This is a genomic window from Kibdelosporangium philippinense (assembly GCF_021390435.2).
Classification (GTDB): domain Bacteria; phylum Actinomycetota; class Actinomycetes; order Mycobacteriales; family Pseudonocardiaceae; genus Kibdelosporangium; species Kibdelosporangium philippinense.
Window position 1 is genome coordinate 2845640 of sequence record NZ_JAJVCN010000001.1, and the last position, 24234, is coordinate 2869873.

At 65.1% G+C, this 24234-nt stretch carries 20 protein-coding genes and 3 pseudogenes; 10 read left to right on the top strand and 13 right to left on the bottom strand.

Annotated elements, in window-relative coordinates; translation table 11 throughout:
• Positions 1-18 precede the first annotated feature (18 nt).
• Complete coding sequence (locus LWC34_RS13020; protein WP_233725305.1) at positions 19-897, top strand: SDR family oxidoreductase; 879 nt, start codon at positions 19-21, stop codon at positions 895-897.
• 17 nt (positions 898-914) lie between these two features.
• Here the strand turns inward: LWC34_RS13020 and LWC34_RS13025 are convergent, their stop codons facing one another.
• Together LWC34_RS13025 and LWC34_RS13030 are read right to left on the bottom strand one after the other, a co-directional pair.
• Entirely contained in the window at positions 915-3185 is a 2271-nt protein-coding gene (locus LWC34_RS13025; RefSeq protein WP_233725306.1) for a molybdopterin-dependent oxidoreductase, read from the bottom strand.
• A complete protein-coding gene (locus tag LWC34_RS13030) occupies positions 3100-4359 on the bottom strand; it encodes a glycosyltransferase family 87 protein (protein WP_233725307.1) in 1260 nt (419 codons plus the stop codon). The genes LWC34_RS13025 and LWC34_RS13030 overlap by 86 nt, the downstream gene beginning before the upstream one ends.
• Positions 4360-4544: 185 nt before the next feature.
• Between LWC34_RS13030 and LWC34_RS58025 the strand changes: the two genes are divergently transcribed.
• Together LWC34_RS58025 and LWC34_RS13040 are read left to right on the top strand one after the other, a co-directional pair.
• Positions 4545-5615, top strand: a complete 1071-nt coding sequence (locus tag LWC34_RS58025; RefSeq protein ID WP_233725308.1) for a sensor histidine kinase — start codon at positions 4545-4547, stop codon at positions 5613-5615.
• Positions 5612-6277: a response regulator gene (locus tag LWC34_RS13040; RefSeq protein WP_233725309.1), complete on the top strand. Its 666-nt coding sequence runs from the start codon at positions 5612-5614 to the stop codon at positions 6275-6277. Before LWC34_RS58025 ends, LWC34_RS13040 begins: the two co-directional genes overlap by 4 nt.
• A gap of 51 nt (positions 6278-6328) precedes the next feature.
• Here LWC34_RS13040 and LWC34_RS13045 read toward each other — a convergent pair whose 3' ends face one another.
• From LWC34_RS13045 to LWC34_RS13060, 4 genes are all read right to left on the bottom strand, one after another.
• Positions 6329-7246 (bottom strand): PfkB family carbohydrate kinase, encoded by a 918-nt coding sequence (locus LWC34_RS13045; RefSeq protein WP_233725310.1) that lies wholly within the window; start codon positions 7244-7246, stop codon positions 6329-6331.
• Positions 7243-8676 carry a purine-cytosine permease family protein gene (locus LWC34_RS13050; protein WP_233725311.1) on the bottom strand — a complete coding sequence of 478 codons (1434 nt, stop codon included), beginning with the start codon at positions 8674-8676 and terminating at the stop codon, positions 7243-7245. The genes LWC34_RS13045 and LWC34_RS13050 overlap by 4 nt, the downstream gene beginning before the upstream one ends.
• Positions 8677-8704: 28 nt before the next feature.
• Positions 8705-9415, bottom strand: coding sequence for a GntR family transcriptional regulator (locus LWC34_RS13055; RefSeq protein ID WP_233725312.1), 711 nt, complete (start codon positions 9413-9415; stop codon positions 8705-8707).
• A gap of 219 nt (positions 9416-9634) precedes the next feature.
• On the bottom strand, positions 9635-10423 hold the full coding sequence (locus LWC34_RS13060; RefSeq protein WP_233725313.1) for an NPP1 family protein: 789 nt from the start codon (positions 10421-10423) through the stop codon (positions 9635-9637).
• Positions 10424-10893: 470 nt separating this feature from the next.
• On the opposite strand from LWC34_RS13060, the gene LWC34_RS13065 reads away from it, so the two are divergent.
• Positions 10894-11217 carry a hypothetical protein gene (locus LWC34_RS13065; RefSeq protein ID WP_233725314.1) on the top strand — a complete coding sequence of 108 codons (324 nt, stop codon included), beginning with the start codon at positions 10894-10896 and terminating at the stop codon, positions 11215-11217.
• Here LWC34_RS13065 and LWC34_RS13070 read toward each other — a convergent pair.
• The 4 genes and pseudogenes from LWC34_RS13070 to LWC34_RS13080 all read right to left on the bottom strand — a co-directional run bounded on the left by LWC34_RS13070 (position 11204) and on the right by LWC34_RS13080 (position 14763).
• Positions 11204-12298 (bottom strand): zinc-binding dehydrogenase, encoded by a 1095-nt coding sequence (locus LWC34_RS13070; RefSeq protein WP_233725315.1) that lies wholly within the window; start codon positions 12296-12298, stop codon positions 11204-11206. The two genes, LWC34_RS13065 and LWC34_RS13070, sit on opposite strands and share 14 nt — an antisense overlap.
• Before the next feature lie 44 nt (positions 12299-12342).
• Positions 12343-13087, bottom strand: a pseudogene (locus tag LWC34_RS58795) (CoA transferase).
• 25 nt (positions 13088-13112) lie between these two features.
• Positions 13113-13364: pseudogene (locus tag LWC34_RS58800) on the bottom strand (CoA transferase); the annotation flags it as partial.
• A 55-nt stretch (positions 13365-13419) separates the two neighbouring features.
• On the bottom strand, positions 13420-14763 hold the full coding sequence (locus LWC34_RS13080) for a hypothetical protein (RefSeq protein WP_233725317.1): 1344 nt from the start codon (positions 14761-14763) through the stop codon (positions 13420-13422).
• A gap of 597 nt (positions 14764-15360) precedes the next feature.
• On the opposite strand from LWC34_RS13080, the gene LWC34_RS13085 reads away from it, so the two are divergent.
• Positions 15361-15993 (top strand): DUF2238 domain-containing protein, encoded by a 633-nt coding sequence (locus LWC34_RS13085; protein ID WP_233725318.1) that lies wholly within the window; start codon positions 15361-15363, stop codon positions 15991-15993.
• A gap of 132 nt (positions 15994-16125) precedes the next feature.
• Positions 16126-16584: pseudogene (locus LWC34_RS56855) on the top strand (AfsR/SARP family transcriptional regulator); the annotation flags it as partial.
• A gap of 57 nt (positions 16585-16641) precedes the next feature.
• On the opposite strand, the gene LWC34_RS13095 reads toward LWC34_RS56855, so the two are convergent.
• Positions 16642-17427, bottom strand: coding sequence for an oxidoreductase (locus tag LWC34_RS13095; RefSeq protein WP_233725319.1), 786 nt, complete (start codon positions 17425-17427; stop codon positions 16642-16644).
• Between the two features lie 165 nt (positions 17428-17592).
• On the opposite strand from LWC34_RS13095, the gene LWC34_RS13100 reads away from it, so the two are divergent.
• Genes LWC34_RS13100 through LWC34_RS13115 form a run of 4 tightly spaced genes read left to right on the top strand, consistent with a single transcriptional unit; the run spans position 17593 to position 22878 of the window.
• Entirely contained in the window at positions 17593-17865 is a 273-nt protein-coding gene (locus LWC34_RS13100) for a hypothetical protein (RefSeq protein ID WP_233725320.1), read from the top strand.
• 8 nt (positions 17866-17873) lie between these two features.
• Positions 17874-18287, top strand: coding sequence for a MarR family winged helix-turn-helix transcriptional regulator (locus LWC34_RS13105; RefSeq protein WP_233725321.1), 414 nt, complete (start codon positions 17874-17876; stop codon positions 18285-18287).
• Between the two features lie 23 nt (positions 18288-18310).
• On the top strand, positions 18311-21745 hold the full coding sequence (locus LWC34_RS13110) for a protein kinase domain-containing protein (protein WP_233725322.1): 3435 nt from the start codon (positions 18311-18313) through the stop codon (positions 21743-21745).
• On the top strand, positions 21742-22878 hold the full coding sequence (locus LWC34_RS13115; RefSeq protein WP_233725323.1) for a protein kinase domain-containing protein: 1137 nt from the start codon (positions 21742-21744) through the stop codon (positions 22876-22878). Before LWC34_RS13110 ends, LWC34_RS13115 begins: the two co-directional genes overlap by 4 nt.
• Before the next feature lie 3 nt (positions 22879-22881).
• On the opposite strand, the gene LWC34_RS13120 is transcribed toward LWC34_RS13115, so the two are convergent.
• Complete coding sequence (locus tag LWC34_RS13120; protein WP_233725324.1) at positions 22882-23586, bottom strand: hypothetical protein; 705 nt, start codon at positions 23584-23586, stop codon at positions 22882-22884.
• The gene (locus LWC34_RS13125) at positions 23586-24224 is read right to left on the bottom strand and encodes a DUF7019 family protein (protein ID WP_233725325.1); all 639 of its coding nucleotides are present in this window, start codon (positions 24222-24224) and stop codon (positions 23586-23588) included. The genes LWC34_RS13120 and LWC34_RS13125 overlap by 1 nt, the downstream gene beginning before the upstream one ends.
• Positions 24225-24234: the final 10 nt, after the last annotated feature.

Genomic DNA, 24234 nt, shown 5'->3' on the forward strand with positions numbered 1-24234 from the left:
TTCTGGGAGGAAGTAACCATGTCGAAGATCATTATCATTACCGGTGCCTCAAGCGGATTCGGTGCTCTGACGGCCCGCGCGCTGGTGGACGCGGGACATACGGTCTACGCCGGTATGCGTGCCACAACAGGAGATGGTGCCATCGCGGCGGCTGATGCGATGGCATACAGCGACCGGTTGCGTCCAATTCGGATGGACGTGACGGATCAGCTTTCGGTGGACCGGGCTGTCACCAAGGTCATTAACGACGAGAAACGGCTGGATGTGGTGATCCACAACGCCGGACACCTGGTGATGGGCGCTGCGGAGGCATTCACGCCCGACCAGCTGACAAACCTGTGGGAAACGAACGTCGTATCCACCCAACGGGTCAACCGTGCCGCGCTGCCACAGCTGCGCGAACAGGGCGACGGCCTGGTTGTGTGGGTCGGTTCGTCCAGTAAGAACGGTGGCACGCCGCCGTTCCAGGGGCCGTACTTCGCCACGAAGTCGGCCGAGGATGCCCTCGCGGTCAGCTATTCGACCGAGTTGTCCCGGTTCGGCATCGAGACGAGCATCATCGTGCCTGGAGCCTTTACGCGTGGTACCAATCATTTCGCCAACGCTGGGCATCCTGATGACGAGGAAGTCGTTGCGGCGTACGAGGAAAGGTACGCCGGGTTGCGCGATGAGATGACACGCCGTCAGTCCGAGATGTTGCCGTCCAACTCCGACCCTGCCGATGTCGCGAGGGCGATTGTGGAGGTTGTCGGGATGCCAAAGGGACAGCGGCCGTTCCGGGTGCACATTGACCCCTCTGACGATGGTTCCGTGGTGGTGGACGCCGCCGCCGATGCGAACCGGGAGCGGTTCTACCGCCGAGTGGGCTACCCGGAACTGCTCAAACCGGTTCTGTGATACTGGGCAAGGCTCGTTCAGTCGACTGGTGGGTGGTGGACACCGGAGGGCGGGACGGGTTCGGTGAAGGGCTCGATGGCGACAAGTGTGTGTTGGCCCGTGCAGCCTTGTGACAGGTGAGAGCTGGGGCGGTCGGCGGTCAGGGCGTTGGGGTTGCCGCCGCGGCAGAACGATGGGTCGAGGGGATCTGGGTCGTACCAGGCGCCGGTGGACAGTTGCAGCACGCCGCGGCGTACGTCGTCGCTGAGCACGAGTCCGGCAAGGCAGGTGCCGCGTTGGCTGCGCAGCCGCACGACCGAGCCTGCTTCTAGTCCGGCGGCCTGCGCGTCGGCGGGGTGCATGCGGACTGGTTCGCGACCGTGGATTTTGGTGCTGGCGCTGTGCGTGCCGATGTCCAATTGGCTGTGCAGCCGTGCTTTGGGCTGGTTGGCTACCAAGTGGTATGGGTAGCTGGCGGCGTGCGGGCTGCCGAGCCACTCGTCGGGTTCCAACCACGTCGGATGCCCCTGGCAGTCGGGGTATCCGAAGCCAGCGATGGTCTCCGAGTAGATTTCGATCTTGCCACTCGGGGTGGTCAGGGGATGGGCGTCCGGGTCGGCGCGGAACTCCGCCAGCGACACTTGCCGTGCGTCCTGTACTGGCAGTTCGACGCCGTCACCGGCCATGAACTCGTCGAATCCCGGGTAGGTGTGGCCCATCTGGTCCTGCCATTCCTGGTACAGGTGACGCAGCCATTCGTCGCTGGTGCGGCCTTCGGTGAACTCCTTGTCCACGCCCAGCCGACGGGCCAGTTCGGTGAAGGTGTCGTAGTCGTCGCGGGCCTTGCCGTGTGGCGCGGTCAGCGCGGGCATCGGCAGAAAGGTGGTATCTCCTTGTCCCGCACCGAAGTCATCGCGCTCAATGGACATTGTGGACGGGATCACGATGTCCGCGTGCCGGGTTGTCGCGGTCCAGAATGGATCGTGCACCACGACAGTGTCCGGCCGGTCGAATGCTTTCCGTAGCCGGGCCAGGTTCTGATGGTGGTGGAACGGATTGCCGCCTGCCCAGTACACCAGCTTGATGTCCGGGTAGCGGCGGCGCTCGCCGCGGAAGTCGTATTCGCCGCCGGGGTTGAGCAGCATGTCCGCGATCCGGGCGACCGGGATGAACTCCTCGGTCCCGTTGACGCCTTGCGACAGCGCCGGGACACGTGCCGCGCGGCGTGGGCGGCCAACGTTGGCGGTCGAGCCGTAGCCGAAACCGAAGCCGCCGCCAGGCAGGCCGAGTTGCCCGAGCATCGCGGCCAGCACGATGCCCAGCCATAGTGGCTGTTCGCCGTGCTGGGTGCGTTGCAGCGACCAGCTCACCGTGATCATCGTACGTGCGGCGGCCATTTGCCTGGCCAGCTCGCGCAGCCGGGAGGCGGGCAGCCCGGTGATCGGCTCTGCCCATTCCGGCGACTTCGGTACGCCGTCGGTGGTGCCGCGTAGGTAGTCGGCGAAACGATCGAAGCCGGTCGTGTACCTGTCGAGAAAGTCCTTGTCCACCAGCCCTTCCTGGTCAAGGACATAGGCAAGGGCCAGTTGGATGGCCGGATCGGTGCCCGGACGTGGAGCGAGCCAATCGGCCTGTGCCTCGGGCGGGGTGTCGTCACGCAGTGGGCTGATCGAGACGAACCGGCAGCCGTTCGCCCTGGCCGCGCCGATCCACGCACGGGTGTTGTGCCGGGTGACCCCGCCTGGCGCGATCGCGGAGTTCTTCGTCGAGATACCGCCGAACGCGACGATCAGTTCCGCGTGGCTGGCCAGCACCTCGTGGGAGGTGCCGTGGTCCATCAGCCAATCCGCGCCACCGATCACATACGGCATGAAGGTGCTCGCCGTGCCGAACGAGTACGAGCCAACTTGCCGCACGTACCCGCCGAGTGTGTTGAGGAACCGGTGCACCTGGCTTTGCGCGTGGTGAAACCGGCCTGCGCTGGCCCAGCCATAGGAACCGCCGAAGACGGAGTCAGGGCCGTTGTCACGGTAAACCCGGCGAAGTTCGTCGGCCAGCAGGTCGAGCGCGGTCTGCCAGGACACCGGCACGTACGTATCGCTGCCTCGCCCAGGGGCGCCTGGACCGTTCTCCAGCCAGCCACGGCGGATGTGGGGCTGGCTGATCCGAGCCGGATGGTGCTGGGCCGCGGCGATGTTGTCGATCAGCGGTGACGGGTCCGGGTCACCTGGCCACGGCCGGACCGAGGTCAGCGACGTCCCGTCGGTGGTGGCCTCGAACGCACCCCAGTGGGTCAGGTGAGTTGTCACCAGTCGACCCTAGCCCAAGGTAGAGCGCTGAGGTGAGCAGCGCCGCGAACGCGACAAGGGTGTAGCTGTTGCCAACGATCTGCTGCCACCACGTCCAGTGGAGTTCGGTGTCGTTGGCTCTGGGCAGTGACCAATGCGGCCCGAGACAGAACACGGTCATGCTGGCCACCACAGCCACAGCAGCGAGTGTGTTTCTGGCGCGTAGTGCGCAGGCGGCAATGACCAGTACGGCCGGTCCGATCCAGACCCAATGAGCCGACCAGGACACTGGCGAGATGAGCAATGCCGTGGCGGCGTTGACAATCAGCGCGATCGGTGGCTCCACACGCGACATGACCACCACGCAGGCGACGATGGCCGCCGCGATGAGGGCGATCTTGACTGTCCATGCCACAACGCTTGGCAATGTCAGTCTGCCGATCGCGGCCGCGATGCATTGGTTGCTGGCGAAGGTCGTCCCGGCAAGGCCGGAGCCTGTGGCGAAAACGCCGCCGAACCAATAGTGCAGCGATTCCCGTGGCGCTATCAGCAATCCCAATCCGGTCACGCTCGCGCCCGTGATCGCCGCCGTGCGGATCGCGCGGAAGTCCTTGCGCAGCAGAAAGAAGAGCAGGAACGCAGCCGGTGTGATCTTGATAGCGGCGGCAAGGCCGATCAGTGCGCCACGAGGCCAGCGGGGGTGCCGCGCGAGGCAGTCGGCGGCGACGAGGGCCATCAGCCACAGGTTCACCTGGCCGAGACCGATGGTTTCCTGTATCGGCTCCAGCATCATCAACAATGGCACCGCGAGCGCGCTCACGGCGATCGTCACACGACGGTCCTTTGTGGGCCGGACACGACCGATGACCAGGTAACAGGTGACCGCCAGCGCCATGACCGACACAACGAACGTAGCTATGCCGGCGACCTTCAATGGCACTGCGGCGAATGGTGCCAGCACGACAAGGGAGAACGGTGGGTAGATGAACGGCAGCGGGACCGGCAGGGCGCCGTACATGTCCTGGTCATGCCACCAGGCGCGAAATCCGTACTGGTACACGGAAAGGTCGGTATATGCGCGTTGACCGTTTTTGGCCACGATCCATGCTGCGGCCGCGATGGTAGCGAGTACGCAGAACGCCAGTACCCACTGGAAGTGCCGGGCCAGTACTCGTTCCCGGAAGGGAGCTGTCATGGCGTAAAGGCTCTGGCGGACGGCATGGTGGTCGCATCCGCCTGGCGTACCAGACCGCTGTCCTTCAGGGACTGATCGTCCAGCCGGATCGGTACTTTCGGTCAGTCGTTCGGTACTCGCGGGGGGAGGGGGACGACCATCCTCCATGGTTCGATAGATGTCTGCCCGTACGACCTGGAGGTCAGGTGAGTGGTTGGCGTGCCGCTGTCCCCGAGGGGCTGGCAGCGCTGGTTGTCCTGGTCGCTGGGGCCATCGAGATGGTGCTGAGTGTCCATTACGGACTGTTCGAGAATCGTGGCACTGTCGTTCCCATCGTCGTTGGCACTGTGGTGGCGGTTGGCCTCAGTCGGCGGTGGCGGGGCGTCGCGTTGGCTGTGACGTGGTTGATCGGCGGATATCAGCTCGTAACGCACGTTCCGGTGCTGCTGGTGCAGATGGCGCTGGCAGCGGTGGTGTTCGGGGCTTCACGTTGGGGCAGCACCATTGTCACGGTGATGGGCGCGCTCTCGGTCCCGCTGGCTGCTGTGCCCGTAGCCGTGTCGTTGAAGAGGTATGACGCGGTCCTCGTGGCAGTTCTTCTGCTTGGCATCTCGTGGATGGCTGGGTTGGCGCTGCGTCGGCTCGCCGATCGTGCCGATCAGTCGGTGGCGTCGCAGCGTGCGGCCGAGGAAAACGCGCGGTTGCGCTCGGAACAGGCCCAGTTCGCCCACGACGTGCACGACGTGGTCGGGCACTCGCTGGCGGTCATTCTGGCGCAGGCCGAATCCGCCCAGTTTCTCGACACCGCGGCGCTGCGCGGCTCGATGGCCACCATCGCGGACCTGGCCAGGGCTTCTCTGCAGGACGTCCGCCAAGTGCTCAGCCCGTCAGAACCTGTTCCGGGTGAGCTGCGCACCCTCGTTGAACGGGTTGGGGCGAGCGGCCACGAGATCGCTATCGACGAAACCGGTACTGTCCGGACATTGCCCCCAGAACTGGCCACAGTGGCCTATCGGGTGTTGCAGGAGATGCTCACGAACGCGATCCGGCACGGCAGCCGGGACACTCCCATCGCCGTCGGCCTGTGCTGGGCGGACAAACTACGGATCGAAACCAGCAATTCCGCTCCCGGCAAGGGGGAAGCCGGGGACGGCCGTGGCCTTGCCGGGATGCGTGCGCGGCTTGAGTCCGTTGGCGGACGGCTTGAGCTGCGACGGGACGTCCCGGGCAGGTTCACCGCGAGTGCTTGGGTTCCCATCCGTAGGCTGGCGCCGTGAGTGACCCCGACATCCGAGTGCTGCTGACAGACGATCAGGAGCTGTTTCGCGCAGGCCTTGCGGTGATCATCGACGCATCGCCGGGAATGCGCGTCGTCGGACAGGCAGGCGACGGGTTCGAGGCGCTCGCACAGGTCGATGACCTCGAACCCGATGTCGTGCTGATGGACATCCGGATGCCGGAGATGGACGGCGTCGAAGCGACCAGGCAGCTGTTCACCCCGGAACGCGCCCGTCGGCGGACGAAACCGTTGCGAGTGTTGGTATTGACCACCTTCAACCTCGATGACCGGGCGGCGACCGCGATCCGCCACGGCGCCAGCGGATTCCTGCTCAAAGACACCACCCCGGCGATGCTGCGTGACGCGATCAGGACGGTCTACGCAGGCAACGCCGTGCTCGCGCCGCATGACCTCAGCACGCTGCTCGACGGCCAGTTCCGTACCCGTGAACCCGCGCCAGCGGCCTACAGCGACCTGACGGAGAAGGAACAGCAAGTGTTCGTGGCTGTCGCGAAAGGACTCTCCAACGCTGAGATCGCGGGTCTCGTCTTCGCCAGCGAATCCACCGTGAAGACCCACGTCAGCGCCATCCTGCGCAAGCTGGACCTGCGCGATCGCGTGCAGATCGTGGTGTTCGCGCACGAACACGGCCTGGCCTGAAAAATGGCCTGTTCGCAGAGCGCCTAGCCTGCGCCGATGACTCGTTCAGGCCTAAGTGGACGCAGAAGCAAGAAAACGGTCGATCTGTTCGGCGGAAGGTGCTGTGGCTGGGCCGGTTTCCAGAACCGACAACGCGGCAGCCGCGTTCGCTCGGACCGCCGCGGTGGCCAGGTCGGCACCGGCGAGCAACGCTGCGGCGAGGACGCCGCAATGGGTGTCACCGGCGCCGTTGGTGTCGACAGGGGTCACGGGAAAGCCTGGTACTACGGCGATGTTCCCGTCGTGGGCGAGTACACAGCCCTCAGCACCGTTACGGATGACGACAGCTGAACCAGGCTTGAGCCGGGACAACAGTGTCTTTGCCGCCGTTGGGATGTCCGTCTCTCCGCTGAGCGAACGTGCTTCGGCAGCGTTGGCGGACAAAATGTCTACTGTGGACAGAATTTCCGTCAGGACAGCCTCGGTGGCGAGTGGTCCCGGGTCGAAGAGCACACGCGGCCCTTCAAGACCGGGCAACCAGTCGCGCAACGCCGCCCGGTTGGATTCGTGCATGAAGCTGTATCCGGTGACGTACACCAGGTCTTCCGCTTCGGTGTCGACGCTGGACAGCTGATCTGGCAGCAACCGGCCTTCCGCGCCCGTCCCGGTCACGAACGTGCGCTCGCCGGTCGCGTCCACGAGTGCCACGCACACGCCGGTGTCCTGTGCGGCATTGGGTTGCTGGGCCGTTTCGATGCCTTCGGCGGCGAGTGCGGCCCGCGCCTGGTCGCCGAATCGGCCTGTGCCATGGGCTCCGGCGTAGACGACCCGCGCGCCCGAGCGGGCAGCTGCCGCCATGACGTTAAAGCCGCCGCCGGGGAAGAGGCCGGTTTCCGAGGCCAGCATGTCGCCGCCGGGCGCGGGCACTGCGGGCACGCGCATCACCAAGTCGATGATGACCTGTCCTGTGTGGACGAGACGGCCCGTCATCGGGCTTCCTCCGGCCGAGCGCCGCCGAGCAGGGCGTACAGGCCCGCGGCCACGGCGAACGTGATCACCCAGCCGAGGCCGTTCTCGGCGGGCCAACTGTCGGCGAGCAGGCCGGTGAACCAGGGGTTGTCGCTTGGCCCCGCGGTCGTGAATTGGTAGCCCACCACGATGGCCACGGCCCACGCCGAGAGCGCCCTGAGCTCAACTCCGCCGCGGTACCAGTAGCGGCTGGTGCGGCGCATGTCCATCAGCGCGTCCGGGTCGTAGGTCCTCCGGCGCACCATGTCGATCGTGAACACTCCGACCCATGCGGTGATCGGCACGGCGAGCATGCTGATGAACGCGATGAACGGGTCGTAGAAGTTGTCCGCGACAAGCATGAAGTAGATCGAGCCCACGGTGGTCACCAGGACGTCGACCACGACGGCGTAAACACGCTTGATGCGGATGCCCAAAGTCAGCGTGGTCAGCCCGGCCGAGTACACCGACAAGTGATTCGACAGCAACAGACCGCCGAACGCGGCGATCAGATAGGGCACCGCCATCCACGCAGGCAGCATCGCCCGGATCGCGGCGACCGGATCCCCGGCTTGGGCCAGCGCCGGATCGCCCGCGGACAGCAGACTGCCAAGGGAAATCAGGAGTACCAAGGGGATTCCGGCACCGGCCGCCGCCGACGCGACGAGCGATCCCGCACGCACCGCGGGATGCTGATAGCGCGACATGTCGGCGGAGGCGTTGGCCCAGCCGATGCCTGTGCCTGCGGCGATCGTCCCGATCCCGGCGATCATCGCGCCAACGGAGGCGGACGGTGCCTCGGTGACGGCGTTCCAGTCCACAGTGGCCACAAGGCCGATCCCGACGACGATGTTCAACGCACCGAAGATCCAGGTCGCCCACCGCTGCACGGCGACGAGCACGCGATGCCCGAGGCCGGACACGATCACCGTGAAGATGACGAACACCGCGATGCACAGGATCGTCAGGACGGGCACAGACTTGGCGGTCGACTCGGTGCCGAACACGATGGCGAACAACGACAGCAGCGCGAACGCGGCCGTTGTCGTGTTCACGGTCTCCCAGCCCAGCCTGGAGATCAGCGAAACCGCGGTCGGGCCCGCATTGCCACGGACGCCGAACACCGCGCGAGACAACGTCAATCCCGGCGCTCCACCGCGACGCCCGGCGATGGAGACGGCTCCGACGATCGCGAACGAACCGACCGACCCGAGCAGCGCGACAATCGCGGCCTGCCAGAACGCGAGGTGCCAGACCGCGACCAGTGTCGCGCCCAGCGGTAATCCGAGGATCGAGATGTTCGCCGCGAACCAGACCCAGAACAGTTGCATGGGGTGGCCGGTGCGTTCGGCCTCGGGCACCGGCTCGATGCCACGGGTCTCCAGCGCTCCGCTGGCTTCGGTGGTGGTCATCGGCGACTCCTTTGTCCCGAGTTAGCTTTCATCGAAATTTCAAGTGAAATCGGAACCGGACAGGGTCGAGGAGGCTCACGACGTGCTCAACAAGGCCGCCGTCGGCATCAAAGCTCGTGCGCGTGGCATGTAGGAACAGCTCTCCGACCGGTCGCTCCAGGAGTTTCGCGGCATCCGCGGCGAGCGCTTCGGTGCCGATCCACTGCTCCCCGCCCGCGGGGATGAGCCTAGCGGCGGCGAGAGTGGCGGTGAGCGACCCATTGAGCAGGCCGCGTTCGGGCAGGTCAGCGAGTGCTCCGGTAGCGGGCACGTGGGCGACCTCGTAGGAGACGGGACCTGCCGCGTGGTCTCTGCGCAGCCGCCGTACAGCGATGAACTGCGGTGTCTCGAACCGCTCGGTCAGCGCCGCGTTGGTGGTTCGCTCGATGCCGAGCAGTTCGGCGCTGATGTCGAATCCCGAGCCCGCGAGCGCGGTCGCCCAGCCGACGGTTTGATCGAGCTTGACGCCGTCGAAGGTGACGAACGAGCCGACGCCGCCCCGGGTGGCGATGAGGTCCTGGCGCTGCAGCTCGGACAGTGCACTGCGCACTGTGCTCCGGCTGACGTGATGGCGTACGGCCAGCTCGTGCTCCGCTGGCAGCTGTTCCCCGTGCGCGAGCTGGCCTGAGCGGATCTGCCGCACGAGCTCGGCGATCAGCCGATCCCGCTTACCGAACTGTACCTGTTCAGGCCTGTACATTTTTGTACGATATACCGAACGGTGGAGAAGGCAAGAGGTTCTTGCCGACCGGTGCCCGAGGACGGCAAGAGCGGTTCTCCGGCGGCCTTCCCTGCTGTTGGCCTCAGCTCTCGTGCCCGTGTCGCGTCGGGACCGTGAACGTTTCGGCGAGGTTTCACTTGAACCTTGCCGCAAGGGCGTCGCCGGATCTTCGGCAACGCCCCTGCGGCAACCCTTGCGTCAGGCATTCGGATCCAGTGGCACCTCACTCGGTTTGGCTTTGGCGAGCGCGTCGTTGAACCGGCCGTCGACGAGCTTGAGAGTCGCTGATCCGAAGTCGGCGGCAGACAGTGTGTCGCGCAGGCCCGACGGGAAGTTGTCCCAGCCGACCAGAGGTCCGCGCTGCCAGATTCCTTCGTGGTTCTCCGGCGGCTCGTCGTTCCCATTGGCGTGCCGGAACGCGTGCGTGCTCACGGAATCTTTGTGGTACACAATTTTGGCGTGGGTGTCCTCGAAACGCACATCGTTCACGGATTTGGTTTCATAGCTCGCATGCTGTGAGACCGAGACGAACTTGACTTGGTCGTCCTGCACCCAGACAACAATGTCTTCCCAGTCATGTCTGTGCCCCGCCGAACCGGGGCCGAGTGCGGCTTGGTCCTTCTCGAAGTAATACGCGTACATGTGCGCACACCAGCCGTTGTTGCACTTCGAACGAGAGTAGACGTTCGTGTTGTCGAGGTCTGATTGGTCTCGGCAACTGCCGTTGACGTCGCCGCCAAGACTCAGTCCCGGGTTGAGTGTGCCGTCCGGTCCGATGGCCGGGGTGTTGTAGCAGCCGTCGGTGTCGAAGTCGACGGCCGGTTGCCATTTGACCTCGACGTCCGGCGCGCTCGACGGCAGCGCCCCCGGCGGGTCGGCCCAGGCGCTCGCTGCGACGACCACGCCTGCGACAGCGGCGAGCGCGAGTGGCGCGAGGATCAATGGCGCCCGCCTCTTCTTGCGTGCGCGATGCATGCTTCGGCCCATTGTCATCCTTTCAATCAGCCAATTCGGATCGAAATCGACACGGCGGAGAATCAGGCGACAGAATGCCGTTCCTGTGGCATCTACCTTCACAACGACATACGTGCGATTGAAGCGAATCGGCCGGGTCGTGTGATGTGGATCACGCGAGAATTGGGCCGGGATAACTGTCAATGTAATTACGGGCAATAACGGCCGAGTATTTTGTGCGACGCGCCGCAGTAGATGTAGGCCAATGCCAGGAAGTTAACGTTCGGGACGTGGTCGGGCCTGAAGGCGGCACGGACCGTTGACCTGGGAATATTTTGGGATTGCGCGGGTAGGTCGGTGCTGGGACTGGCTGCCCGGGCGAGGGCGCGGCGTAGCGCGGTGTTCACGGGCGTGAGGGTCGAGTTTGCTGCGTTGAACGCCGCGAGGGTAAGAAGACCTTCACGGCGTTGTGTCCCGTGATAGGTGGGGCTGGTGTGACATGTGTGGCTGACGAGACAGTTTCCTCAGCCAGCGGGACGTTCCGTATTGTGAACCGGTCGGACGAAATCCACGAAATGGCCGTCCGGAAGGCAATCCACGGCACGACAGATGCCGACGTCCAACGGTTCTTCGACTCTGGTGGCACGTCACCTTTCGCCGAACCGAGCCTGCGGGGCCTTGGCGCGGTCTCGCCTGGCAGGATCGCGTATCTGCGCATCGACCGGCTGCCAGCCGCGTCCTATGTCCTGCTCTGCTTTGTTCCCGATGACCAGAGCGGGATCCCGCATGCCCTTGACGGTATGCACAAGGTGGTCACGGCACGATGAGCGCCTTGACCACTCGCTGAGCCGCGACGTCGTCCAGTGCGTCTTGGGCGTGCGCCAGGTCGTACTCACCGCTGATCAACTCGGTCCACGGGAATTGCTTGGCGTACTTGGCCATGACGTGGACCGATCGGTAGACGTGGCCGACGTCGCTGCCCCAGCATCCGTGAATGGTCAGGTGCTTCTGGTTCAAGTCGAGATGCGGGTTGAAGGATGCCTCTCCCGCGTTGGTGTACTGCCCAACCACCACGTATCGCCCTGCGTCGCGGGTGAGCCGCATACCTTCCGGCACCGCCGACGGCACCCCTGTGGCCTCGATCGTCACATCGGCGCCGCGCCCGTTGGTGAGCTCACGGACCATGCTGAGCCGCTCGGCCTTGTTCGTGGCACCGATGTCGATCGTCGTGTCCGCACCGAACTTCTCCGCCGCTGCCAGCCGGACTTCGGGGCCACCGACCACAATGACCTGTCCTGCTCCACGCAGCTGAGCCAGCACCGCGGCGGAAAGCCCCACAGGCCCAGCGCCCTGCACAACAACGGTGTCGCCGAAGTCGACTTCGGCGAGAGTCACCGCGTGCAACGCGGTCGGCATGCCGCACCCGGCGGAGAGGAAAGCGCGCCAATCAAGTTCGGCCGGAAGAGGGACAATGTGGACGCCTGGCCGGAGGTAGATGTACTCCGCCCAGCCACCGAGAAGACCCTCGTCGGCCGACAACGTGACGCCGTACACCTTGCGGGACGGGCACCGGGTGGTCGCGTGCCCGACCGTGCAGTACCAACAGCGTCCGCAGTTGCCGTAAACATCCAGGAACGTCACGATCTGTCCGGCGACGAGTGGTTTTCCGTCGACATCCAGCACGGGATCCCCAGAGCCGACTTCGTCGATGACGCCGACGCTGATGTGGCCGGGAATGATCGGATACGGCACACCAGCCAGTTGGCCTTTGGTCAGATGCGTATCGGTCCCGCAGACTTCGCTGCCCAACGTCCGCAACAGGACCGCGCCGGGCTCCAGCCGCGGCCGGTCGAAACTGCGTACCTCGATCCGCTGATTGGGCGCGGCGAGGACGGCGGCGGAAATCACGTCGTTCACTCCATCTGTTCGGTTTGTCCGGACGCCTTCGTGCGTCACCACCCGTGATTCTGCCGTGTGCCGCGAAGGGCGGCGACCGCGTCGAGCGTGGCTGCTTCGCTGACCTGACAGGGCGACCAGCGACAGGTGAGCCTGTGGTTCAGGAGACCCGGCCCCAACCGCTGGATTGGTTCCATTGCGCCGTATAGACACCGTTGTCCGTGCCGAGCACGAAAAGGTCCAGCCGACGCGACCCCACTCCACGTCGCTGTCCATACGCGACGGTCGGGGCCGACGGTGAACAGCCTCACTTCGTTGGCATGCCTGGCGATCGCCGAAACCGGTGAACCCGGCGAGGCCATCCCGTTGCTCACTCGGAACCACGGCGCCAGCTCGCGCCGGACCCCCACACCCGTCCATGCCAGGCCAGCGTCGACGAGGGAGATGTCGAAGTGCTGTCCCTGTCCGGTTCTGGCCCGCATGAGCTCCGCCGCGGGGAATGAGTAGACGGCGGTGACGCCTGCCGCGATGTCGTTGATGGCGATCGCGGTCTTGGCTGGTCATCCGGAGGAACCCGCCGGTGCCTTGGGCCATGATGTCGAAGCCTGGCCGGTCCCGGTATGGCCCGGCCTGCCCGAAACCGCTGATAGAGCAGTAGATCAGGCCTTCGTTGCCGTGCTTGAGCGTCTTGTGGGCGATGGCTAGCCGTTTCACGACGCCGGGACGGAAGTTGTCGATCACCAGGTCGGCTTTGGCCGCTAGTGGCTCTACACACAACCTGCGCTTGCTTCGGTTGGGCATGGCGAACGGGTAGCTTTCCCCCGTTCACTTTCGGGGCCAGCCTGCGTGAGTCGTCTCCGCTGACCGGTTGCTTGACCTTCACGACGTCCGCCCCGAACTCGGTGAGGACCGTCGTGCAGTAAGGAACCGGGTCAGATCCAGGATCCGGAATCCGTCGAGGGGAAGCATCTGGGTTTCCCCGTGTCCTTCCCTTGTCGTTGCCGCAACAGGGGATAGCACCTCGTAGCTTGGAAGCCAAGGCAGCAGCACAACGGTTCGTCAAACCCTTGCAGGCCAATGGGTCTGGGCCGTGGCCCTGATACCGCCTGTATCAGGGCCACGGCGTCATCGGGTCAGCGCAGACCCTGTGCGATCAACTCGCCCATGCCCTCCACTCTGCCCAGTGCTCCCCGCAGTTCAGCGGCGTACTCCTCGGCACCGGTCCGCAGGCCACGCTCGACGACTGTGGTGGCGTCGACGTCCCCACGGCTCAACGCGGCCGCGGACTCCTTGACGACCGCGCCGAGCAGCAGCTCCTCAGGCACGTCCGGCGAACCTTCGAGCGGCCAGACCAGATCGTCCAGCACGCCCTGGCCCGCGACCTCGCGGACGAGGCCTGCCGCGGCGAGCCCTGGCGTCCGGTAGCCCTCGTCCAGCACCGCACGGACGCTCAGGTGGTTCGAGAGCCAGTGCAGCAGTTGCGCGTTCATCTCTTGCTTGACGAGCTTCGGCGTCAACCACAACGTGAGGTTCACGTAGTACTCGGTGAGGCGGTTGAGAACGTCGCCGCCCTTCTGGAAACCCCACAGGTTGATGTCGAAGTAGTGGTGCCACGTGGAATCCGCGACGATCCGGCCGACCCCGGCTGCGGCGCCGTCGTACACGGAGGTCACGCCGTAGACCTCACCGTTGCGCTTGTCCGTGCCCCGCGACACGATCTCCGGCTTCGGCTGACCCGTACGTCCCACCGGCCACACATCCGTCGGGAACTGTTCGGGAATGAGCAGCTGCCCCTCGTGCATGTGGTCAGGGAAGATCGTGATCGGCCCGCGCCTGCCTTGGAACAACGGATGCGGCCGTCCGTTCCACTTGCGCAGGATCAGCTCCTGCGGATACGGGTCGAGGTCGTTGGGAATCGGCTGGTTGATGTCGTTGCCCCACGGGTCAGGCTGGTGGGTGTTGTGGCTGAACTCGATGCTCGAGTCCGGCCGGTCGTTCCACACCCGCAGCTCACCCGCGCGTGGAACCCGATGTCCCAACGCGCGCCCCAGGTTGAGGTAATCGGGCAGGTTGGGATCGGCATCACCCGGACGCGGGTTGGAATGGTCACCGGTGATGAGCACGCCACCACCGGCATCCATCCATGACCGCAGCGCCTTGACCTCGGCATCGACCAGCTCGTTCGCCGGCTGCCCCGGCACGTTGCACTGCTCGAGACCGAAGAACCACACCTGCTCGTACCGCCCGAGCACCTCAGGCGTGAGCTTGTTGGCAGCGTGACCATCGGCGTGCCGGTTGATCAGGTCGACCTCGAACTCAGCGAAGAACGGCTGGTTGCCCAGCAGCAGGTCGCGCAGGATGCCGAGCGAGAAGCCGTTGTTCCCAGTGAAACCGACGACATCGGTGTAGAACAGGACTCTGATCTTCGGCTTGGCGGCCGGGCTTACCCGGTCGCCAACAATACGTGCTTCGAACATTGTTGGTATTCCCCCTTGATGCTTCGGCAACTCCGTCCTCCCTGGCGGGTGCCTCTCTTCCACGTATACCGGAATCCGCGGGGGAGTGGCGGGTTCGTGGTGTGCGGGAACCCGATCGTGTGAGAACTGTTGGTAGCAGGGAACTTTTATGGAGCCTGAGACGTTGGCCAATTGGCAGGGTGTGTTTCGCGGTACCAATGTGGCCTGCTGTCAACAGAGTTGGTCAAGGATTGATGGAGTCCTTCTATGTGACCAAATGACTTGGTGACACGCGTGCGGATGATTGTGTCCACATAGGTCACATGATGGTGTGGCACTGGTAGGTGATGCCGTCCGGTGGAGCGTGTCGACGTGATCGGGCAGGCGCGTGCCTCTGTCCGAAAAGGACAATTCATCGGCTGGTGCGGTGTGTACCAGTGACCGGGACTGGCCGCGGCCTTGTCCACCAGGGCTTTGTGCACTGCCTGCCCGCTGTGACACCCCGTGATATGTGGCGCCACGGTCCCGATACAGTCTGCTCCTTATGGGGACTGTCACTGTCGAGTTGGTTACGCGGTTACCTGCTGGCGTCGCGGCATGATCGGGCACGGTGATCAGGTGGGTGTGTCGCGCCGTGAGGGCTTGGTGCTCATCGGGATTGTCATCTTCGCGCTGATCTGGTCGGGCGTCGGCGCCCACAGTCTCGGCACCTGGGCGCTTGAAGTCGTCTGGGTTGCCATCGGTGCGCCGCTGGTGATCCTCAATCGCCGCCGGTTTCCCTTGACGCGCCTGGTTCTGTGGCTTCTGGTGTTCCACGCCATCGTGCTCTGCTACGGCGGTCAGCACACATACGCGGAGACGCCACTGGGCAACTGGTTCCAAGACATGCTCGATACCCAACGCAACAACTATGACCGCTTCGCGCACTTCATTCAGGGCTTCGTCCCGGCGATTCTGGTCCGCGAGATGCTGTTGCGGCTGACGCCGCTGCGGCCAGGCGGTTGGACGTTCACGCTCACCGCAGCCGTGTGTCTGTCCATTTCGGCGTGCTTTGAGTTCGTGGAGTGGGCGGCGGCCATGATCCTTGGCGCTGGGGCCGACGATTTCCTCGGCACACAAGGCGATGTGTGGGACACGCAGTGGGACATGTTCCTGTGCTTGTGCGGCGCGGTGGTCGCGCAGTTGCTGCTCCGCCGCATCCATGACCGCCAGCTCGCGGGCTTGGACCAGCGTGCGGGTTCACAAATGTGACCACGGGCGGTGTACGAACGGCCCATCGTCACTGTAGATCCGTGCACTGTCGTCACCAATTCGGATCACGCGGGATATTTCTGGCCGGTAGCCGTCGTAGCCTGGTTCCACGTTCATGATGAGTGAGGCCAGATGGACACCGCGACGACCGAGTCACCGGCCCTCGAGTTCGAAGACTGGCGCCATCGGGTGTGTCAGCTCGTGCCTCTGCGTGCTGGGTATGCGGACGCCGCACCGCACTTCACGGGCACGATCGACGACGCATTGGGGCTATGGACGGGCACCGCGATGGCCGGTGTGCCCGGGGAGGCCATCGACCGTGAACGGGCGCGGCTGGAAAGGAAAAAGCTAGGCGCCGAACGTGAGTTGCTTCAGCTGAAGCTCGACCTGGGGGAGCATGCCGAGGTCGTGGCCGAGGCGCCACTGCTCATCCAAGCGAACCGGCTCGATGAGACGTTGTACGAAATCTATCTCGTCGCCCTTTACCGCAGTGGCAGGCGCGCCGAGGCGCTCGCTGTCTATCGGGCGGTCTACGACCTGCTGGCGGCGGAGCTCGGCATCGTCCCAGGAGCGGGGCTGCGGGCGATCCAGCAGCTGATTCTGCGTGGTGACGTGGACATGGTCAGCACCGGGCCGCCGGACTGGCGCCTACGTCGTGGCGAGCAGACCGCCGTCGACAAGAAAGTCGGCTCCGGTCACGTTCGCGGTCCGATCACTGGCCAGCATGACGACAAGGTCCGCCACCTCGTTCGGCTGCGTGAAGCGTCCACTGGGTACTGCCTCTGTGGCGGTGGCGACGATGTCCGCCGGATCTTGCCCTGACTGCTCGGCGAGTTGCTCCGCCAAGCCGTTCTCGCCGAGCCACAGCTCGGTGGCGACCGGTCCAGGGCTCACCGTGTTGACCCGGATGCCCTGCGACCCGAACTCTTTCGACAGGGATTTCGCGACGCTGGCAAGTGCGGCTTTGGACGCGCTGTAGTCGATCACGTTCGGCACCGGAACCGTGCTGTTGATGGAGCCGATCATCACGATCGCCCCCTGTCCGGCGTCGATCATGCTCGGCAGTGCGGCCCGCGTTGTACGGATCGCGGCCATCAGATTGAGGTTCATGGTCGCGAGCCATTGATCGTCAGTCACGCTCAGAAAACCGGACCAACGCGTCGACGCCGCACCCACGTTGTTCACAAGGACGTCGATCCGTTCATTCGCGAGCGCGTGTTCGACGAGCTGCGACGGACCCTCAACTGTGGACAAATCCACGGCCAACGCCTCAACGGATCCACCGCGCGCGAGTGCGGCGAGCTCAGGTGTGATCGTCCTGGCTCCGGCGATCACGTGTGCGCCTTCATTGACGAACGCCTCTGTCACCGCCAGACCGATGCCCTTGCTGGCGCCCGTGATGACGACGGTCTTGTCCCGCAATCCCAAGTCCACCTAAAACACTTTAGTCGTCGAGCCGGTGGCGGAGTTCGGTACGAGCGGTGATCCCGAGTTTCGGGAAGATTCGGTACAAATGGGAGCTGACTGTCCGGTGCGTCGAATTGTCTATAGTGGACACTTGGTTCGATCTGGCCAGTTTGGACTGGTTCGTGTGACTACATGATCGGCCACCATGTCACGCCGAAGGTCCTGGGCAAGGAACTGCGGGACTACGCGGAGCATCCCGACCGCCGGACTTGCCGAGTCGCCCACGTCGCCAGCGGGAATGTGGCGGTCCAGCTCCCGCAGCGCCGGTCCGGGCTCGATGCCCACTTCGTCGCGCAGCAGCCGGAGCTCCATGTGCTCTTCGACAGCCGACAGTACATCTCGTCCAGCGCAGCTGTACTGGGTGGAGCAATAGTTCGATATTTGTACTGTATTGGTCCTGTATGATCCGAGTCATGCGGTTGCCCCATCGGTCTCCTTTGGAGGCTCTCTACGAGATCGTCACGGCCACGACTCGGGGCGCGGAACCGGCGCTGGCGAAACTCGGCCTGACGATGCCGACCGTCTACGTGCTGTGGGCGATCGACCCCGATGAGCCGCCGCCGACGATGAAAACGATCTCCGAGCGGATCGACAGCACCAAGTCCAACCTGACGTTCACCACCGAGCGCTTGGTCGAGCTCGGCTACCTGACCCGCACCGAAGACCCGTCGAACCGCCGCTTCCGGGTGCTCTCACTCACGCCGAAGGGACGTAAGGCAAGGAAAGCCGCGTTGGACGCCCTCAACGCCGCCTGCCCGCTGCGCAAGCTCAGCAGCCGACAGCTCGACCAACTTTTCGCCATCCTCGGCCCCACCCTTGAGGACTGACTAGACGGTTGCGATCCGTCGCCATGACCACCACCCTGGTGATCGTGGTGGGAGTCGGGTGGCATCCGGGTGATCGTCTTCTTGATCTGTACGACGTGCTCGATGTGGTGCACAGCGGGGGAATGGGCCTGGTTTACCGGGTACGGCATCTGACGTGGCAATTCGATCTGGCGATCAAGACGCCGAGGCCCGAGTTGGTTGCCACGCACACCGGTCGCGAACGATTCGAGGACGAAGCGGGAACCTGGGTGGGCCTGGGAGTTCATCCGCATGTCGTCGGGTGCGCGTATGTCCGTCGGATCGGTGACCTTCCCTGCGTGTTCGCGGAGTGGGTGGATGGTGGGAGTCTCGCGACGGCGGTGCGGCAAGGTGATCTGTGTACCGAGGATCCGCAGGAGTCACTGGCGCGGGTGCTGGACATCGCCATCCAGACCGCGTGGGGAATCGGGCACGCACATGACCAAGGTGTGGTGCACCAGGACGTAAAACCGGCCAATGTCATGCTCGACGGCGGGATCGCGAAGATCACCGACTTCGGGCTGGCCAAGGCGCGGGCCGCGGCGGGGGAGCAGCTGCATGGTCACGATGTCCTCGCGAGTTATGGCGGCATGACGCCCGCATACTGTTCCCCCGAGCAAGCTGCGGCCGCCGCGGGTGCGTCTGTGCGCCTGACGAAAGCGACCGATGTGTGGTCGTGGGCGGTGTCCGTGCTGGAGATGTTCGTCGGTCGGCCGCCGTGCCGCTACGGGCAGACCGCGCCCATCGTGCTGGAGCAGGTGCTCGCGGACGGCCAGGTGGATCTGCCTCGGGGTGTGGCGGACCTGTTGCGACAGTGCTTTCAGGAAGATCCGCGGGCCCGGCCAGCCGTCGATGACCTTGCCGAGGCACTGGCGGCCAGTTACGCCGAGGTGGCGGGCACGGGCTATCCCCGTGTCCGGCCCGAAGCGGCGAACCTGCTCGCGGACAGCCTGTCCAACCAAGCACTGTCTCTTGTGGACCTTGGTCGTGGCGCGGAAGCCGAGGCATTGTGGCAGGAGGCGATGAACGTCGCCCCGCACTACCCGAGCGCGGTCTACAACTGGGGCCTGTACCGCTGGCGGATCGGCCGGATGACGGACTCGGAGCTGGTGTCCGAGCTGGAGCGGGTTCGTGAGCTGAAGGAAGGTGACCAGAGCGCCGAGCACCTGCTCGGGCTCATCGAGCTTGAACGCGGGCACGACGAAGCGGCCGAGCGCCTCCTGCGCGACGCGCCAGGCACCCCCGATTTCGACGCGGCACGAGTGGTGCTGGCCGAACGTGCTGAGGTGCCGCCGCCCGCCGTGTTCAGTGCAAGCAAGGGCCGGACCACCTGCCTGACGATCAGTGAGGACGGTTCGGTCGCGCTACTCGGCACCGAGAAAGGGCACGTGCTGGTCTGGTCTCCAACAGACCTTGTGGTGTTACGCGAACTGAGCGGCAAAGAGGCCGTGACGGGCGTCGCGATCTCCGCTGACGGCGGTCGTTGTCTAGTCGTGTACGCCGACGGCGCCGTGGATCTCTGGGATGTCGCCACGGGCGCGAATTTGGGCGGTTTTCCCAGCGGCGACGTGACCGCGGTCGCGTTGGACAGGACCGGCCGCACAGGCACCACGGTCCATCGCAGCGGAGCTGTCTACGTCTGGGATTTCGACACTGGTACGCGTCGGAATGAGTTCACCACTGATCCGCCAGCCGCGGCTGTCGCGCTGGACGATGCGGGAACGCGTGTCGTTGCCGTGTGTGGTGAGTCGGGCGACTACCGCCTGCTCACGTGGGACCTGCCGACTGGCAGGCGGGGGCCGGGCATCACGCGGACGCGCCCGGATTACCTCACCGGTATCGACCAAGTGGCCCTGAGCGCGGACGGCCGTCATGCGCTGCTTTATTACCGGCGGGGACCGCTGAAGGTATGGGACGCGCGGACCGGCGAAATGCAGAGCGATGTGCAAAACCACATCACCGCGTACTCCCAGATCGCGCTGAGCCGGGACGGCAAGGTCGCTGTGAGCGTCGGCGAGTTGTCCAACGAGCCGTTACGGGTGTGGGACACGGCTTTTGGCCGATGCGTACGATCGATCGACGTCAAGCTCGACGAGATTTCCCTGAGATTCGACAGCGTCGCGTTGAGTGGCGACGCGCGGATCGCGTTGGCGCTGGAGTCCTTCAGTCGCGTGCAGGTCCACCGCCTGCCTGGCCAGGGCTACCTCGCGCCATGGAACTACGCCCGGCCGACCGGCGCGGGCGAACTGGACGAGCACGCGCGGCGGTTCAACGAGCTGTTGACGCACACCGCCGCTTTGCTGCAAGAAGAGCGACCGTCGCAGGCAGCGGCCGTACTTCGGGAGGCCCGCGAGGTACCTGGTTTCGACAGTCATCCCGACCTCCGGATGCTGTGGGCGGAGGTCGGCAGGCACGGCGTTCGGACCGATCCGCTCGCGGTCTGGTACCGGTGGGGCCTGAGCGGCACGTGGATCTTCACGCCGCAGCTCAGCCTGGGCGTGTCCAGCGACGGCGAGGTGGCGATCACCGGCGGGGCCGACGGACGCACCCGGGCATGGGAGCTGGCGACCGGCGAATGTCTTGGCACGTTCAACGACCGCACCCCTGGCCACGTCCACACGATCGGTATGTCCCGGGACGACCGGTACATCGTGACGGTCGACTACGGCGGTGGAGCGTTCCTGTGGGATCTTGCCGAAGGCCGCACCGAGGGAATGTTCGGTGACCAGAGCCATGCGCGGTCGCTCGCCACGAACGGCGAACGCGTGGTCATCGGCCACGAAAGCGGCGCGGTCTGCGTTTGGGACATCGGTCAAGGGGCTGTGCACCTGCGCACAATCCTGGCGCACGACCAGCCTGCCGAGGCGGTGGCCGTGAGCGCGGACGGCAAGCTTGTCGTGTCACGTAACAGCGGCGAACAAAGGATTCGGGTGTGGGACGCGGCGACTGGACGTCCTCGTTTCGAGCTCTCGTCGAGTATCTGGCCTGGGCTCCTGAGGTTCGAGCATGAACTCCTGTTCGCCACGGAGCTTGACGGTCTGTATGCGTGGGACATGAAGACCGGTGGCCTGGCGTATCAGCTTGCCGAACGCGGCGGAACGGATGTTTTCGCGTTGAGCGCGGACGGCAGTACCGGCGCGACGGCGGGGATGGTGGACGAGATGCTGATCTGGGACACCGGGACCGGGCAGATCAAGCACCGGCTTCCGGTCAGGGCTAAGGCCGCGGCGCTGACCGCGGATGGCCGGTATGCCGCGTTGGCCGATGGCCTTTCGGTGCAGCTGTGGGATTTGCGGACTGGTCGGCGGGCGCATGTCCTCGAAGGCCATCTGGTGGATGTCACGAGCGTCCGGTTCGCCGCGGATGATCATCTGCTGTTGTCCGCCGATCTCACGCCCCTGTTGCGACTGTGGGAACTGGATTGGGACTACGAGTTGTGACAGTGATCATCTCGGTGCGGGACGGCGGATCCACCCGTGCGCACCGCTTTACCGAACCTGGGACGTGCGTGATCGGGCGGGCCGACGAATGCGCGATCACGATCGCGGACAACCGGGTGTCGCGGCGGCATTGCCAGCTGGAGATCGCCCCGCCGCGTGTGTCCATTGTGGATCTCGTGAGCCGGAACGGGACCTTCGTCAACGGGCAACGTGTGGACACCGAACGGGAGTTGGTTGACGGCGACGAGATCCGGTTCGGCGGCGTGTCAGACATCGCGCTACGGATCGCCGTCGAATCTGTGCCCTCGCCGTTTCCTGGTTACGAAGTGCTCCACGAGCTGGGGCGCGGCGCGCAAGGCACGGTACATCTCGCTCGGCACGACTCCGGCGAGCTGGTCGCGTTGAAAGTCATGACAGCACACGCATCCGTTGACGAGAACGCGCGCTTCGGGTTCCAGCGTGAGTACGACAGCATCCGTGCGCTGCGACACCCGAACATTGTGGAGTTCCATGGTAATGCGGTGGAAGGCAACGACTTCTGGTTCGCCGTTGAATACTGTCCCGACGGCGACCTGGACAGTCTCGTTGCCCGTCGCGGACCGTTGCCGGTCGAAGAGGCGTTATCGATCACGATGCAGATCCTGGACGGCCTGAGCTACGCGCACGCCGCGCCGGTGCCTATACCTGGTGGCGTTGCCAACGGCCTGGTTCATCGGGATGTCAAGCCGCACAACGTCTTGCTCACCGGCTCGACCGTCAAACTCGCCGATTTCGGGCTGGCGAAGGCGTTTGAGCACGCGGGGCTGTCGGGATATACCAGGACGGGCGCGTTCGGCGGCAGCATCCCGTTCGTGCCACGTACCCAACTCGTCGGCTACCGGGATGCCAAGCCGGAGGTGGACGTGTGGGCAGCGGCGGCGTGCCTGTACTGGATGCTGACCGGCGCGACGCCGCGTGACTTCCCGCCGGACGCCGATCCTGTCCTGGTCGCGTTGCGCACTCCCGTCGTGCCCGTGCGCGAACGTCTGTCCAGTCTGGACTGCCGGCTGGCTCGCGTGATCGATGAGGCGCTCGTCGATTGGCCGGTTCATTCGATCACCAGTGCGGAGGAGCTTGCCCGTGCTCTGGCTTGACCGTCACCCAGCGGTCCGTACGCACGCGCTGCCGATCCACGTGGTGAAACCCTTACGCCCCAAGGGTTCGATCCGCTGGTCGGAGTATGCGGACGACCTGACCGCCGCGTCGTGCGCCTGCAGCTGCGTGCCGCTGCAGGCACTCCGGTCAAGTTCGATCGTCGGCGTGACCGGCTGGACGAAATCGCGGAAGTCCGCAGGCAGCCTCGCGCGCTCCGACTCGTAATGCGGATTCTCGGGATGGGTCAGGCGGATCGACATGGGCGGCTCGCTGCCGAGCGTCTTCGCCGCGGTCCGCAAGGTTTCCGCGACGAACCTCAGCGCGATCTTGATGTCGCCGGACGGGCCGACGTTGTTCGGCGCGGGCTCGGGGACCGGTGGCGCGTCTTCCGGTACCACGAACCGCACGGTCACCTTGCTGGCGTGCAGCAGCACCAGCAGCCCAGGCCAGCGGCCGCCGCCTTCGACCGTGAACTCGGGTTTTTCCGGCTTGACCGACCACAACAACGCCACCCGCTCAACCATCGCGATCGCCTCAGGCGGCAGGTTGTCCGGTGAGTACGGGCCCCTGCTGCGTGTCCGCAGCGCACTGGCGTGCATCGTCGCGACGATGAAGGCGCCGTTCGAATCGGCTTCGAAGACCAAGGGATAGATGCCAAGCGGCGCCATCGTGTCGCATGCCGCTTCCAGCACCTCAGCCAGGTGCATCAGTCGGCCAAGGCGACGTAGAGCGGGCTGCCGAGCAGGACCGACATGTCGTCCCTGCCGTCGAGTTCCGGATAGGGACTGGGCCCGGACAACAACCGCTTGGCCAGGAACTCGACGTTCTGCACCGGCCCGCGCAGCCTGCTGTTGGCCCGGTGCACCGACGCGAGCGCAGCCTCGTCGAGATCGACACCAGGCTCCGGCTCACGGTCGTCGATCATGTCAAGCAGCACAGGCAGCAGGGACGGTGACGGCGGACGTTGGTCGGCGTGCTCGGCGCCGACCACATGCCCTGCCGACCCGCCGAGGCCGACGATTGTGCGCTCGTCCCGTCCGCCGAAGTACACCAACGAGGACCCGTTGTCGGTGACCATCGGCCCCCACTGCATCGGCAGCAGGCCCCAGAAGAACTGCCCAGGTTCCTCGACCGTGCCGACGTCTCCGTGCTCGTTGAGGTGCCGCACCACCCGTTCCAGCCGCCCTACTTGGTCGCCGGTGGTTTCGACCGTGCGTTTGGCCTTCGCGGCGCTGACGCCGACCGATATCTCGGACGTGCGCTTGTTCGTGGCAGCCGGGTCGATCTGGGCGAGCAACATGTCGATCTTGGCGTCGCTGATGTACAGGTAGTAGCGAAAGGACATCCGGTCCCCC

Bases quoted from the DNA above. Each gene is read 5' to 3' on its own strand.
- LWC34_RS13105 (WP_233725321.1), top strand. From the start codon at position 17,874: ATGCGGTTGCCCCATCGGTCTCCTTTGGAGGCTCTCTACGAGATCGTC.
- LWC34_RS13060 (WP_233725313.1), bottom strand. From the start codon at position 10,423: ATGGGCCGAAGCATGCATCGCGCACGCAAGAAGAGGCGGGCGCCATTG.
- LWC34_RS13120 (WP_233725324.1), bottom strand. From the start codon at position 23,586: ATGCACCTGGCTGAGGTGCTGGAAGCGGCATGCGACACGATGGCGCCG.
- LWC34_RS13100 (WP_233725320.1), top strand. From the start codon at position 17,593: ATGATCGGCCACCATGTCACGCCGAAGGTCCTGGGCAAGGAACTGCGG.
- LWC34_RS13110 (WP_233725322.1), top strand. From the start codon at position 18,311: ATGACCACCACCCTGGTGATCGTGGTGGGAGTCGGGTGGCATCCGGGT.
- LWC34_RS13030 (WP_233725307.1), bottom strand. From the start codon at position 4,359: ATGACAGCTCCCTTCCGGGAACGAGTACTGGCCCGGCACTTCCAGTGG.
- LWC34_RS13050 (WP_233725311.1), bottom strand. From the start codon at position 8,676: ATGACCACCACCGAAGCCAGCGGAGCGCTGGAGACCCGTGGCATCGAG.
- LWC34_RS13125 (WP_233725325.1), bottom strand. From the start codon at position 24,224: ATGTCCTTTCGCTACTACCTGTACATCAGCGACGCCAAGATCGACATG.
- LWC34_RS13020 (WP_233725305.1), top strand. From the start codon at position 19: ATGTCGAAGATCATTATCATTACCGGTGCCTCAAGCGGATTCGGTGCT.
- LWC34_RS13055 (WP_233725312.1), bottom strand. From the start codon at position 9,415: ATGTACAGGCCTGAACAGGTACAGTTCGGTAAGCGGGATCGGCTGATC.
- LWC34_RS13080 (WP_233725317.1), bottom strand. From the start codon at position 14,763: ATGTTCGAAGCACGTATTGTTGGCGACCGGGTAAGCCCGGCCGCCAAG.
- LWC34_RS13045 (WP_233725310.1), bottom strand. From the start codon at position 7,246: ATGACGGGCCGTCTCGTCCACACAGGACAGGTCATCATCGACTTGGTG.